Origin of the sequence: Cyclobacterium roseum (genome assembly GCF_010119225.1) — a bacterium.
Lineage (GTDB): Bacteria > Bacteroidota > Bacteroidia > Cytophagales > Cyclobacteriaceae > Cyclobacterium > Cyclobacterium roseum.
On the sequence record NZ_WNKF01000007.1, the window covers coordinates 236,041 to 250,308 of the forward strand.

The following is a 14,268-nucleotide window of genomic DNA, read 5'->3' on the forward strand; positions in this document are numbered from 1 at the left end:
AAAAAGCCTAATTTTCAGAACCTAAAAGTATACGCCAATTTCACGGTGGATTGGGTCTCTAAAACGTCAAAACGATCTTCAAATTTCTGCCAATTATGATTATGTACTATGAAAAGTGTGTTGCCGGGGTCGATCACCCAAATAAACCGGCTGTTGGTTCCCAGCATGTTGGTTACATTATCGTATTGAATGTTGAAGTTTACCGATACCCATGGAGAGAAATCATAGCTGCTGATGAGCCGAAACAGATGGGTGTCAAAAGCTCCTTCCTGCAACCTTACCTGACTGAAAAGGTAGCTGCCCGTAAGATTTAGGCCTGCAAACGGACGAACGAACAAATCCATTTCCAGATTGACTTGCCTACCCGTCCAGAATCCCATGTTTTCGAACGTAAGGTTCCCCCCGATTTTTCGGAAAGGAGCCGTTTGAATCTCCAGGGAATACCCGTTGTTCTGGTATATTCCTTCCTGAATGAGGTACCGACCATCCCGAAGCACATCAAAAATAAAATTAAGGTTCTCGTAATTATGATGAACATTTAAGTATAGGATATCCCCGGTCTCCAACCGGATCCCCAAAAAGCGTAAATTATGATTGATGGTGGCCGGCCTCCAATCCATAAACATCAGGTATTCAAAATAGTATTGCCAACTGAGTTCCCGGATGGCTTTACTCTTATCGATCAAGGGGTTAAAAGTAAAGGTAGGTTGCAGGCGACGAAAGCCATTTCTGGGCACAAAACCCACCGCCGGCGCGTATTGCTCCCCAAACTCCCGGTAGGAAACATGGGCATCCCAGGGTTGGTTGGGGAAATTTACTCTGAATCCCCGGACCGACCGGTCCATCAAATTGCTGGACTCTTCATAAAAGGTCGGGGTATGGCCTACAAAAAAGGCCTGGAACTGTAAGTTGTTGTCGTCCAGAAAGCGGGAGGTGCTTAGACTTAAATCGGCACCAAATGTTTCCCTTACCGGCAGGCTGTCTCCATCGGTATCCCGGCGGGTGTAAATGACTCCAATAGTACTTTCCGAAGCAAAATTTTGTAAAACCCGGCCCACGGTGAAATGCTCTCCCGGTATACTGCCCTCCGATCCGGTTCTGACTTGTAAGAAACCCACATCTGTTTCTTTGATTCTGCCAATTAGCCGGGCACCGTGTTTTATGGGGATGGGATTGCCCCCTTCCAAACCGATTCGTCGGCTAAAGTAGGGGTTGGGATTGCTCGAAGGGGCAAACTGAAAGACATTGGAACCCTGCAAGAAAAAATCCCTTCTTTCCGGAAAAACCAGGGGAAAGCGAGTGAGATTTACCTGGCGATTGTCTACCTCCGTTTCAGCAAAATCGGTATTGACAGTGATCCCTGCTTTTAGGTTTGGGGTAATGTTGTAGTTTAGTTCTCCTCCTGCGTTGTAGGTAAAGGTCTGCCTGGTAGCCGTTTCCGGAACGTCTTTTGCGCTGGATTGGGAAACGATCGCATACGGAATGGCTTCCAGCCCCAGCCCCTGATTGATTCCACGTAACCCGGTTAGCTTACCGGCATTTTGCGGACGTTCTATGCCTTGGTTTCGCTGATGCCCTACCCATAAGCTGGTTTCATTCTTCCGCCGGACGGTGCGTAGGAAATTAATTCCCCAAACCTCATCGGAAGGGTCAAAATTTAGGGTCATAAATGGAATCCGAATCTCAGCCGACCAACCCTGATCGTCTATACTCACCCAGGCTCTCCAGATCCCGTTCCAATCTCTGTTTAAAGTGCTTCCCTGTCCCGTACGCAAGATCCCGTCCCCCATAAGGCCTACCGGATTGATCTCGAAATAGAAACCGGAGCGTTGATCATTATAGGTGTCCAGGATAAAAGCAAACACGTCATCTGTGGATAGGTCGGCATCCCTTCTTCGTTGAAACGCTTTGATTTGATCAGGCTGGCTATCGTATAGCCTGACCCCTATATACAGGTTTTTCTCATCAAATACCACCTTCACTTCCGTTTGCTCAGAAGCCAATTGTCCCTCCATAGGTTCCTGCTGCCGGAACGCCGTGGCCACTTCCGCTTGCTGCCAAAAATCCTCTTCCAGGCGGCCATCCAGTTCCAATTGTACCTCGGCAGGGAGCGGATAGGCCGCTAAATCGTCCGATTGCCGGGCCATCCCCGGGAACAAAACAGAAAGTAAGCATCCTATGATTAGTATAGACTGTTTGATAAGGCAGGTGATTTTATGAACCACAAATTAGGGGAATACAAATGGACTGTTCCATGTTTTTTTTACGAGAGGTTGGAATTTGCCACTTTTTCCAATCCATCCCGGCAAAAATAAAAAGACTATCCCCCGCTAGAATACATGCCTTTGCCTGATTGTATGCGGTTGATTTCTGCGTAAATGAGATCATATACCTGGTTTTTGAATAGTTCCAGTTTTTGATCGTATTCCCTGGCCTCATCCATCATGGACAAATAATAGTAGGCTCCCTCAATCACGACAAATATTTTTTCAGCCAACAGCCCCGTATCTCCGCTTACGAGTACTTCGTCTTTATCCAAAAGGTTTTTGAGGGTTACCCGCAGTTTCACATGTAGGTTTTTGTACTCCTTTTTAATGGATTGATCCCGGAAGATGAAGGCATAACAACTGAAAAACACGCCATCATCAAAAAGCAGGTTCCATTCTCTGGAAAAAAGGCGTTCGACCAATAACTCAGGGTCTACCCGGGGATTTTTTTCAAGCTTACTGATAATGGGTTTGTAGATAAGCTGGTATTGATGGAGAATATGATCAATTAATCCAAGAATCAGAAGGCGTTTGTTCGGGAAGTAATGCATGACCAAACTAGGAGGCATGCCCAGGTGTTTGCCAATTTTGGCAATGGACACATTTTCCAACCCTTCCCGGCGGGACAACTCATACATACCGGAAATTATCTCCTTCTTTCTTTCCTTTCGGATCGTATTTTTCATATTGTTTAAGAATAAAAATCGCAATTTAGCGATAAAAATATTCTTTATGCGGATTTTTTATTAGTTTTGAATTATTTAATATTGAATGAATATTCAATAAATAATTAGTAATTCTAAGGTAACAGCAAGGTAACACAGACGAAGTAACTTGCCGGAAATCGCAAATCAGTATTTATCACCAATACCTAAATAATATGCAAAAAATGTTACAACAATTTAAAGAAATCAAAAGGAAAGCAGGTTTTTTAACCTTGCTGCTCAGTTTGATGCTACTGGGGGCCGCACAGGCTCAGATAGTGGTAACAGGAATGGTTAAAGATGGGGTGGAAGACCTGCCCCTACCCGGTGTCTCCGTTTACCAAAAAGGAGGAAATAATGTGAGCATCACGGATATCGATGGTGAGTACAGGATTGAGGTGGCATCCCCTCAGTCAGAACTCGTTTTTTCCTTTATCGGTTTTGAGACACAAAATATCATCGTAGGTGACCGTACGACCATTGATGTCACCCTTTCGGCAGAAGAAACGCTGTTGGAACAGGTGGTGGTCGTCGGGTATGGCACTCAAAAGAAAATCAACCTGACCGGTGCAGTCGATCAGGTATCCGGAGAGGACATTATCAACCGGCCCGTTGCCAATGTCATGCAAGGCTTACAGGGAGCCAGCCCCGGTTTGAACATCACCTATTCCGGAGGCCGTCCCGGTACCGTTCCGGATATCAATATTCGGGGTTTTACCTCCATCAATGGGGGAGGCCCGCTGATCGTGATCGACGGCATCGCCGTAGCTGACGAAGATTTGCTTCGACTAAATCCGGCAGATATTGAATCGTTTTCCGTATTGAGAGATGCGGCTTCTGCAGCGATCTATGGCGCAAGGGCAGCATTCGGAGTGGTGCTCATCACTACCAAGCAAGGGGGAAGTAAACAGAAAATATCTTACAACAGCAATTTCTCCTGGGGAAAGCCTACCGTGCTCCCCGGGCCGGTGACAGATCCTTACATCTATTCCCGAGTCATGGACCAGGCTACCAGCAATACGCCCTGGAATTACATTAATTTCAATGACTTTCATTATCAGTGGGCCAGAGAGCGTTCCGCGGATCCCAGCGTGGAAGACGTGCGTGTAGATCCCAATAACCCCAATCAATGGGCTTATATGGGAAATAACGACTGGTACGGGTATTATTTTAACGATGCCAGTTTCTCTACCAATCAAAGTATGTCCATCAGCGGGAGTTCCAATAACGAGAACCTGCCCATGACCTATTATGTGTCCGGGGACTATACCCGTGAAAACGGTATGAATAAGCTTCAGCCCGATAATTGGGACCGCTATTCCCTTCGAGCGCGGGTAACGGCGACCCCAAAGAAATGGTTGAAACTGGATAATAACCTGAATATTTACCAAACCAAACGGGCAGAGTCTACCAATGACATCACCGATATTTATTATTTGACTCCTATTGAAGTGGCCGAAAACCCTGACGGAACCTGGGCCAATACCGATGCCGGTAGACTGGCTGCCCGTCTGGTAGATGGAGGCAGGAACCGGGAAGACATGTTTGGGTTTCATAATATACTCCGTGCCACCGGTACGTTCCTTAACGGCGACCTGACCGTGACGGGAAATGGGAGCTTTAAGCGGGAACAGTGGATTTATGGATGGGACCGAAGAAAATTTGAGATCGGTTTTGGTCCGGATGATGTGCGAACCGAAGGGGGAGATGGCCTGGTAGCCGAAAGAAATGGCAACCTGCAAAATACCATCTTTGATCTTTATGGAAACTATACCAAATCCTTTGGGGATCACTCCATCAACATTCTGGCAGGATACAACCAGGAGAGTTATTCCTACTCCTCTGTCGAATCGGAAAGAAGGGTCTTGATATCCTCCTCTTTGCCCTACCTGGGCCTCACTACCGGGGATTCGTTTATTCGCCCGGGATATAGTTCCTATGCGACCCAAAGTGTGTTTGGCAGGGCTAATTATACCTATGACAACAAATACATTTTGGAATTTAACGGCCGTTATGACGGTTCGTCCCGATTCCCTTCCTCCAACCGATGGGGCTTCTTCCCTTCCATTTCAGGAGCATGGATTATCAGTGATGAAGGATTTTTTCAGGACATGGCCATGGGAGCCGCTCCCACACTTAAAGTTAGGGGCTCTTACGGAAGTCTGGGAAATCAGAATGTTTCCAACTTTGGTTACCTGCAGGCATTGCCCACCGGACTATCCGATTACCTGATCGGTGGAGACCGACAGGTAATTGTTGAAAATGCCCCGGAACTAGCCGTGGATCCCAATTTCTATACCTGGGAGCGGGTTATTACGACCAATTTTGGCCTGGATCTGGGATTATGGGAAGATAAGTTCTTTGCCACCTTCGATTATTTTATCCGGGATACCAAAGACATGCTTACCAACCCGGTGGAACTACCGGGTGTACTGGGCACCTCTCCACCTCAGCAAAATGCAGCCGACCTGCAAACCAAAGGCTGGGAGCTTTCTTTAAATTACCGAAATCAATTTGGTAGTTACGAAAAACCGGTTCAGTTCTCGTCTAAATTCTTTGTCTCCGATTCCAGGTCCTTTATCACCCGCTTCGAAAACGAGCAGGGTTTGCTATCTAACTACAGAGTAGGTCAGGAAGTAGGAGAGATCTGGGGCTTGGTAAATGACGGGATGTTCAGCACGGAGGATGAGATCAGTCAGTTGGACCAATCGGCAATTGTTCCCTGGGGCGCACTGGATATCGTACCAGGATGGCCCCGATACCAGGATTTAAATAACGATGGTAAAATTGAGCAGGGCCTTACGGAAACGGATTCCAAGGACCTTACCATCATCGGTAACAACCGAGCCCGGTACCAATTGGGAGCCAACCTGAATGTATCCTGGAATGGCTTTGACATGTCCATGTTCTTGCAAGGAGTAGGTCGTCAGGATTATTATCCCCAACACTACCTCTTCTGGGGTCCTTATCAGCAGCCTTATGCCAATATTTATCCCTGGAACCTGGATTTCTACCGGGGACAAGCAGATGGAGAGGCACTGCGGGCACAGCACAGCCAGTCCTATCTGGATGCTGGTCTAGCGGATCAGAACCTGGACTCCAGGTATCCGGTACTCCAGTCCTGGTTGGCGGACAACAATTATGGAACCGGGCTGGATATCCCGCAAACCGGCTATTTACTAAATGCCGCTTATGTAAGGGTGAAAAACCTGACCGTTGGTTACTCGGTTCCGCAGGAAATCGCTGCCAAAATCAATGCCAGCCGAATACGGTTTTTTGTGACGGGTGAAAACCTGTTCGAGTTTTCGGCCATCAAATCCTTTGTGGATCCCGAATCGGTTAATAATGGCTACGGCTGGTCTTACCCTTTCCAGAGAAGGTATTCATTTGGTGTAAACATTGACCTTTAATTCTAGAAAAAAATGAAAAGATATAGCATATATACCCTGATACTAAGTCTATTCTGTTTTTCCTCTTGCGACGAAGACTTTATGGACAGGTATCCCCAGACATCCATATCACCCGAAGAATTTTTTAAAACCGAGGAAGACCTGAGGTTGTACGTGGATGGCCTGCTTACCCTTCCGGACATGTTTGAATATCAGGCGGATCAAAGCAGTGATAATATGGCCACAACGGGGGCCGTAGAGATAAAAAGTATCATGACGGGTACTCCTAATTCGCAAAACATCACCAGCGGATGGGATTGGGAACGACTCCGTAACATCAATTATTTTCTGGAAAACAGTCCAAATGCGGATGCCAGTCAGGAGGCCATACAGCATTACGAGGGCCTGGCCAGATACTACCGGGCTGTATTCTACTTTGACAAGGTAAAGCGGTACTCGGATGTGCCTTGGTACGGTCAGCTTTTAAACCCCTCGGATGAGGAGTTATTGTACAAAGGCCGTGATTCCAGAGAGACCGTTATTTCCGGGATAATGGAAGATTTAGACTTTGCAGCAGCGCATGTCTGGGAAGAAGTCCCCAGCGGTACCCCGGGCAACTGGGCGGTTAAAGCCTTCTATGCTCGCGTGGCCTTATACGAAGGCTCTTACCGAAAGTATCACGAGGAGTTGGGATTGCAGGGATCTGCCAATGATCTTCTTACACTGGCGAGAGACCTGTCAGAGGAAATTATGGATTCCGGAAATTTTTCCCTTCATCAAACCGGGAATCCGGAAAGTGATTACAAGGCCTTATTTAATAGCCAGGACCTTTCCGGCAATAGCGAAGTAATACTCTTCAATCCGTACGATCTGAATAAAGATAAAAGTAGTGATATCAATTACACGGTTTTTGGCACCTACGAACAGTCCCCATCCAGAGACCTGGTGCAAACCTACCTGATGCGGGACGGTTCCCGGTTTACAGATAGGGCCGGGTTCGCAACCCTGCTTTATGTGGACGAATTCGAAAATAGGGATCCGCGCATGTCACAGACTCTGGTCTATCCGGGTTGGGTGAGAGCACCGGAGCCGGATGCATTTATTCCTATCCTAAACCGAAATTTTACGGGCTACTTTCAGCAAAAAGGATACAATAATACGATCGATAACATTGCCCTGGGTAGCCTTGATTTCCCGGTATACCGCTATGCGGAAGTATTGCTTACTTATGCCGAGGCACTAGCCGAATTGGGTAGCCTGACACAGGCGGATGCCGATATATCGGTGAACCTGCTGCGCCAGCGAGCCGGCATGCCGGATTTGCAGGTGTCGCAGGCCAATGCCCTGCCGGATGCCTTTCTTACTGCCAAGTATCCCAATGTAAGCGGTCCGATGACGGGAGCAATATTGGAAGTACGCAGGGAACGAAGGGTGGAATTTGCCCTGGAGGGCTACCGGTACGATGACCTGATGCGCTGGTCAGCAGGTGAGTTACTGGAAAACATCCCTGAAGGCATGTATTTTCCTGGCCTTGGAAAATACGATATGACTGGAGATGGTATCGAAGACATCATATTGATAGGCAAAGATGCGGACGTTCCGGGCGATCCCGAAAAAGAAACCAATTCCCTGGGCAATATGCTCATTTATTACAAAACCGGTACGGTCGATGATAACGTGACCGTATACACGAAAAATGGCGCCCAGGGGGGTACACTGGTGACAGAGACCACAGAAAGAAGCTTTGAAGAACCCAAGTATTATTACCGTCCCATTCCTTTTCAACAAGTAAGCTTAAATCCGAATCTGGAACAGATCTTTGGATGGGAATAATACCTTCTTAAAATTATTAATGGTAAGCTGCCGGAAATTCCGGTGGCTTACTTTTTTTCTATACCCGGTAAAATGTAACCTGAAACAACATATGATGAATAGAATGTATATCCTGACGGTCCTTTTTTTAGGCATTTTTCTGACTGCCTTTCAGGCTAGTGCTCAGGAAAAGAAAACCTTATTTATAATCTTAGACGGGATTCAGCGCGAACTGCTGCTCAAAAACCCTACTCCCAACCTGGACGATATCATCTCCGAAGGAGGTTATTTTCCGGCCTACGTAGGAGGAGCAAAGGGCGGCTATTCCGAAACCCCCACCATATCCGCTGTGGGTTATAATAGCCTGCTTACCGGTGTTTGGGTCAACAAACACAACGTAAAAGGAAATAGTATCCGCCGGCCTAATTATAATTACTGGACGATTTTCAGGCACTTCAAGAATAATTACCCCAACAAGACCACTGCCGTATACTCCACCTGGCTGGATAACCGCACCAAGCTGGTAGGGGAAAACCTGGAAGCCACAGGAAAGTTGCAGTTGGACTATCACTTTGACGGCCTGGAAGTCGATACCCTTGGATATCCCCATGATGACAAGAGTGATTATATCAAAAGAATTGATCAGGAAGTGGCTGCGTATGCGGCCGAAGATGTCCGAGAAAAAGCACCGGACCTGACCTGGGTGTACCTACAGTACACCGATGATATGGGGCATCGCTTCGGAGCGAGTCCAGAAATGGATCTGGGAATTCAGGAAGCAGACCGACAGGTTGGGATGATTTGGGATGCCATCCAGGAAAGGGAAAAACGGTTTGATGAAGAATGGCTGATTGTCATCACCACGGATCACGGCCGGGGAGAAGGGGGATTTCACCATGGAGGCCAGTCGGAGGAAGAAAGGGCTACCTGGATTATTACCAATAATGCCCTCAATGAAATCGCCTCCCAGACACCTGGAATCGTGGATATTTTCCCAACCATGGCTACCTATATGGGGATTACGATTCCAAAGAATCAAGCCATGGAAGTCGATGGGGTTTCCCTTTTAGGGGAGGCGTATGCCTCTCATTTGACGGGCGCGCTATCCGGTACGGAATTACAATTGAATTGGAAAAGCTATGGAAAGGAAGAAATGGCCCGGGTTTGGATCACCCCTACGAATCAATTCCGGTACGGCAACTCAGACCTTTACCGACAGTTGGGGGAAGTGAACTTGGAAGACGGTTCGGCAACTTTTGATATTAATGTTCCCCAGGATAATCTGAAAGTGGTTCTGGAATTGCCCAACGGATTTATCAATGTGTGGGTAAATAGCACCGATTGATCCTTTCTTAGCAGGTTTACCTACCATTTGTGTAAATCTAATGATATATTTGGCGTTTAAGGTTCTAAATTGGACTTTAAACGTCAAATTTAATGAATAAACTAATATTAACTTACTTATTTCTATTTTTTACTAATTTTATTGCTTTCGGTCAACGCCCGGAACCGGCAAGCATGTATGCCGTGCGCCTAGAGGAGCCGGTTACAGTCGATGGCCGACTGGATGAAGGCGTCTGGCAAGAGGATGGCTGGATTACTGATTTTATCCAGACCTTTCCTTCGGATACTTCCCTGGCCATAGCCCAGTCCAAAGTGAAAATTGCTTATGACGATAAGTTTCTCTATATCGCGGCGATCATGCTCAATCCCGAACCAAGGGAAAAATACGTAAGCACCTCTCTCAGAAGAGATTACCGCGGAAATCAGAATGATGGGATCAGCGTTGTCATCGATACCTTCAACGATAAGACCAACGGGTACATTTTTGGCGTAAATCCCTATGGGGTTCAGCGGGAAGCGATGATGGGTAACGGAGGCTTGCAACCTACTGATTTCAACCTGGCCTGGGATAATAAATGGTATTCGGAAGCCGCGATTCATGAGGACCACTGGATCGTGGAAATCGGCATTCCGTTTTCTACGCTTCGGTATAAAGACGACACGGACAACTGGAACGTGAATTTCTACCGCATTGATAGCAAGTACTCCGAAAAAAGCACCTGGACACCGATTCCTAAAAATTTCAACGTCACCCACATGGCGTTTACCCAGAACCTGTATTTTCCAGAGCCCTTGCCCAAATCCGGCGGAAATTATTCCCTTATTCCCTATGCGGCCATGGCGACATCAACCAATTCCCTGGAAGGGTACAGCGAACCCTTAAAACCCTCCTTCGGCGGGGATGCGAAAATCGGGCTGGGACCGGCCATGAACCTGGACCTGACGGTCAACCCTGACTTTTCGCAGGTAGAAGTAGACGAGCAAGTAACAAATCTCGATCGATTCGAGATTTTCTTTCCGGAGCGCCGGCAGTTTTTCCTGGAAAACGTAGACCTTTTTGCTGATTTTGGTACCGACCGCATCCGGCCCTTTTTCTCCCGCCGAATAGGGGTGGACCGCGATGAATCCACCGGGCAGAATGTGCAGAACCAAATCCTATATGGAGCACGCCTGAGTGGAAAATTAACAGATGACTGGCGCATAGGGGCCATGAACATGCAGACCGGAAGCGATCCCCTGAGAGGTATTACCGGCAAAAACTTTTCGGTAGCAGCCCTTCAGCGAAAAGTGTTTAACCGCTCCAATGTGGGCGTTATGCTGATCAATCGGGAAACGCTGGACATGGAAAGAACCAACCTGGTCAACGGTGACCATAACCGGCTGGCAGGCATCGATTACAACCTTTTTTCCAAAGACAACCGCTGGAGCGGTAAGTTTTTCTACCATCGCACCTTTGAAAAAGGCGTGGACGAGGATACCGGCACCGGACATGCCCAACTGGCTTTTAATGACGTAAATTTTAACGCCGGCCTTGCCTATTCTTACGTGGGCGAAAATTACAATCCCCTGGTGGGCTATACCCCCCGGACGGGATACCAACGCATTGCTCCGGAAATAGGCTATACCTTTTTTCCTGATTCCGAGCATATCAACCGGCATGGTCCGGGTCTTCTCTCCGAAACCCTGTGGAACCCCTCCCTGGGCGTTACGGACGAGTTGCATACCCTGAATTACCTGGTGCAGTTTCATTCCTTTGCAGAGGTGACGCTAAGTGGCAATAACCAATACACTTACCTCTTTTTTCCCTTTGACCCAACCCGCACCGGAGGCGAACCGCTGGCCGAGGGAACCGGGTATCGGTACAGCTACCTGGGAATTGATTTTCGCACGGATCCCAGAAAAGCACTGGCTCTTAGGGGTACCGGACAGATAGGACAATATTACAGTGGCACGATGGCTAATTTTACGGGCATTGCGCAATGGCGGATCGGCTACCGGGCGAATATATCCATGAACCTGAGCTACAGTCGTATCCGGCTGCCCGAACCCCAAAAGGATGCCGACCTGTTTTTGATTGGGCCCCGAATAGACCTTACGTTTACCCGAAGCCTATTCTGGACTACCTTTATTCAGTACAATAACCAGATTGACAATATTAACATCAACACCCGAATTCAATGGCGCTACGCCCCGGTATCGGATCTTTTTATGGTGTATACTGACAATTATTTTCCCGGTACCTTCGCCTCCAAGCAACGGGCCTTTGTGATGAAGCTGAATTACTGGCTGAATTTATAAACCAGCGGTTGGCTACAACATTTAGTTACGGTGGCATTCCTGAAATTTCTCGCAGCGGACACAAGGAAGACGCGGCATGCATAGCAAGTCCACAATTTGAATCTCATTTGTAAAAACGCAAGACATTAAACCAAACGTATCCAACCGTAATCCCATTAGTTAAAACGTGTCCGTTAAACCGAACGCACCCAATTCCCCCTTAATAAGGGGGCGCGGGGGATTATATATCGTAAATATCAATAAATCAATATATTATAAATCATAAATGACTCGTCCTGCTACAGTTTTATACAGAAATGAAATAATACAGTAAGCTGATTTTGTATGAATGAGTTGGTAAAGAACTGATTTGGTATAGTTTAATCAGTTACCGTAATCCCATTAGTTAAAACGTGCCCGTTAAACCGAACGTACACAATTCCCCCTTACCAAGGGGGCGCAGAGCCTGTCCCGACCAGAGTCGGGAGGGATTATATATCGTAAATATCAATAAATCAATATATTATAAATCATAAATGACTCGTTCTGCTACAGTTTTATACAGAAATGAAATAAAACAGTAAGCTGATTTTGTATGAATGAATTGGTAAAGAAGAACCGATTTTGGTATAGTTGAATCGGGTCAGCCCATTTGTAAAAACGTGCCCGTTAAACCGAACGTACCCAACTCCCCCTTACCAAGGGGGTTAGGGGGATTTACTTACGTAAACATCAGTAAATCAATATATTATAAAAAAATTATTAGCTTGTCCCGTTACAAAGTAATCATTCAGATAAGCAACGCATTAGCCCCCAATACTACCATTTTTTCAATCTCCCCCAGAAAATTTCTAACAAATTAGTTTCATTTCAACTAAAAAATAATTAGGTTTAACACCTTGTAAAACAGGTTAAAGAATCGACCAGGTCAATGGAATGCTTCTCCGGCTATTTCGAAAATAAAAATAGGACCCTATTAATGTTTGGGTTACTTCTGATGGTACTGGGAAATTCCTGCACCAAGGACCAATCCCTTGATCCCTTGCCCCGGGATTATACAGCACGCATGACCCTGCTTCCCTCAGATACCCTGAGAATCCCCATGGGGTACCGCTCGAATGTATCAATAGCGACTTTGAGAAAGTAGGAGAGGTAGACCTCCCAGTCAATACCATCTATACCCGCATGTACTTCACCCATGATGGCAAGCTGTACCTCTCCCTAAACCACCCTGATAACAACCCCTCAGAAGACCAGATGGTGTTTGTAGGGTTTAAGCCGGAAGAGTTATAAATGCAATGATTTTATTTACAGTTGGTTTTTGGTTTTCGGCATTACAAATGCCTCGTTTACGAAACCAATCAAATACCTCGGATGAAGTATGCCACTTCACCTTATTTTCCGGGAGTCATAAACAAAATTAACCCGCTAAAACACCATTTTAATCGAATAACTTGGCGTTTTAACGAACGTTATTTTTTTGCCTGTTCTTTGGTTTCCAGCATTAAAAATGCCTTGTTTACGTAATTCATCGGATACCTGGGATGTCCTTGCAATCTAACCCGGAGCGGGGTTTTGGGATTACAAATCCCGTATATCTCAACTACGTAATTACGAATTATAAGGAGCGCAGTAGTCTATTCAAACTTGAAAGTTGATTAACTGGTGCAAAATGGCTTATATTTAGGAAATGAGAGCTAATCCAATACCCGAATACAGCATATCCTCTTTATCCAAACATTTGTTTTGGGAAACCCCAGTTGATTCATTGGACTGGTGGGAAAATCGCGAATTTATCGTTGAACGAGTTATGGGATACGGGCAAATAGGAGATTGGGAAATTATTAAGCAGATATATTCAAAGGAAGAATTAAAGGAAATTGTGATGGGCATTCGGGTACTAGATGATTTTAGTATTGCTTTTTTGAGTTTAGTTTTAGATTTGCCAAAGGAAAGATTCAGATGCTACACAGAGAAACAGTCTCAGAGGAGCTTTTGGCACTATTAGCGTCATTAATGGCCATCAAGGAGCTTGATACACTTCGGTTGGTTGGAGGAACATCTTTGGCACTTCAGATTGGTCACCGCAATTCAGAAGATATTGATCTTTTTGGTCAACATGCCATGGATGAATTATCCCTTTCTGGAGAATTAAAAGTGTTTGACCAAGTCAAAAAACTAGGGGGAAGCAAGTCGATTCAAATATATCTTCTTAACGGCATTAAGGTTGATATAGTAAATTATCCTTACCCCTGGTTAAAACCACCTTTAGTTGTCGAGGGCTTTCGGATGGCAGCTATGGAAGATATAGCCGCCATGAAAATTGCTGCTATCACTCAACGTGGTTCGAGGAAGGATTTCATTGATTTGTTTTTTTTGCTTCGCCGGTTTTCACTGTCTGAATTATTAACTTTTTATAAGTATCCATCCGAGGAACCCATTAGAATTAGGTAGGAATTATAGCAGGTAATGTTT

General features: G+C 46.0%; 9 protein-coding genes. 6 read left to right on the plus strand and 3 right to left on the minus strand.

Translation table 11 applies throughout. The annotated features are described in order from the left end of the window. Positions 1 to 14: 14 nt before the first annotated feature. On the minus strand, positions 15 to 2,225 hold the full coding sequence (locus tag GJQ68_RS12300) for a carbohydrate binding family 9 domain-containing protein (RefSeq protein ID WP_235941464.1): 2,211 nt from the start codon (positions 2,223 to 2,225) through the stop codon (positions 15 to 17). A 95-nt stretch (positions 2,226 to 2,320) separates the two neighbouring features. Beyond that, positions 2,321 to 2,953: a TetR family transcriptional regulator gene (locus tag GJQ68_RS12305; protein WP_162417585.1), complete on the minus strand. Its 633-nt coding sequence runs from the start codon at positions 2,951 to 2,953 to the stop codon at positions 2,321 to 2,323. Between the two features lie 203 nt (positions 2,954 to 3,156). Here GJQ68_RS12305 and GJQ68_RS12310 point away from each other — a divergent pair, with 203 nt between their 5' ends. The 4 genes from GJQ68_RS12310 (at position 3,157) to GJQ68_RS12325 (ending at position 11,814) form a co-directional block, all read left to right on the plus strand. Beyond that, complete coding sequence (locus tag GJQ68_RS12310) at positions 3,157 to 6,381, plus strand: SusC/RagA family TonB-linked outer membrane protein (RefSeq protein WP_235941466.1); 3,225 nt, start codon at positions 3,157 to 3,159, stop codon at positions 6,379 to 6,381. Between the two features lie 12 nt (positions 6,382 to 6,393). Beyond that, complete coding sequence (locus GJQ68_RS12315) at positions 6,394 to 8,193, plus strand: RagB/SusD family nutrient uptake outer membrane protein (RefSeq protein WP_162417587.1); 1,800 nt, start codon at positions 6,394 to 6,396, stop codon at positions 8,191 to 8,193. Between the two features lie 91 nt (positions 8,194 to 8,284). Beyond that, complete coding sequence (locus GJQ68_RS12320) at positions 8,285 to 9,517, plus strand: alkaline phosphatase family protein (protein WP_162417588.1); 1,233 nt, start codon at positions 8,285 to 8,287, stop codon at positions 9,515 to 9,517. Positions 9,518 to 9,609: 92 nt separating this feature from the next. Then, the gene (locus tag GJQ68_RS12325; RefSeq protein WP_162417589.1) at positions 9,610 to 11,814 is read left to right on the plus strand and encodes a DUF5916 domain-containing protein; all 2,205 of its coding nucleotides are present in this window, start codon (positions 9,610 to 9,612) and stop codon (positions 11,812 to 11,814) included. A 1,032-nt stretch (positions 11,815 to 12,846) separates the two neighbouring features. On the opposite strand, the gene GJQ68_RS12330 is transcribed toward GJQ68_RS12325, so the two are convergent. Further along, entirely contained in the window at positions 12,847 to 12,993 is a 147-nt protein-coding gene (locus GJQ68_RS12330; protein ID WP_162417590.1) for a hypothetical protein, read from the minus strand. Positions 12,994 to 13,483: 490 nt separating this feature from the next. Here GJQ68_RS12330 and GJQ68_RS12335 point away from each other — a divergent pair, with 490 nt between their 5' ends. Further along, complete coding sequence (locus GJQ68_RS12335; RefSeq protein ID WP_162417591.1) at positions 13,484 to 13,801, plus strand: DUF6922 domain-containing protein; 318 nt, start codon at positions 13,484 to 13,486, stop codon at positions 13,799 to 13,801. A gap of 8 nt (positions 13,802 to 13,809) precedes the next feature. After that, a complete protein-coding gene (locus GJQ68_RS12340) occupies positions 13,810 to 14,247 on the plus strand; it encodes a nucleotidyl transferase AbiEii/AbiGii toxin family protein (protein ID WP_202927930.1) in 438 nt (145 codons plus the stop codon). Positions 14,248 to 14,268: the final 21 nt, after the last annotated feature.

Coding starts and splice junctions, on each gene's coding strand:
- GJQ68_RS12305 (WP_162417585.1), bottom strand. CDS start 2,953: ATGAAAAATACGATCCGAAAGGAAAGAAAGAAGGAGATAATTTCCGGT.
- GJQ68_RS12310 (WP_235941466.1), top strand. CDS start 3,157: ATGTTACAACAATTTAAAGAAATCAAAAGGAAAGCAGGTTTTTTAACC.
- GJQ68_RS12315 (WP_162417587.1), top strand. CDS start 6,394: ATGAAAAGATATAGCATATATACCCTGATACTAAGTCTATTCTGTTTT.
- GJQ68_RS12320 (WP_162417588.1), top strand. CDS start 8,285: ATGATGAATAGAATGTATATCCTGACGGTCCTTTTTTTAGGCATTTTT.
- GJQ68_RS12325 (WP_162417589.1), top strand. CDS start 9,610: ATGAATAAACTAATATTAACTTACTTATTTCTATTTTTTACTAATTTT.
- GJQ68_RS12330 (WP_162417590.1), bottom strand. CDS start 12,993: ATGGGTGAAGTACATGCGGGTATAGATGGTATTGACTGGGAGGTCTAC.
- GJQ68_RS12335 (WP_162417591.1), top strand. CDS start 13,484: ATGAGAGCTAATCCAATACCCGAATACAGCATATCCTCTTTATCCAAA.
- GJQ68_RS12340 (WP_202927930.1), top strand. CDS start 13,810: ATGGCCATCAAGGAGCTTGATACACTTCGGTTGGTTGGAGGAACATCT.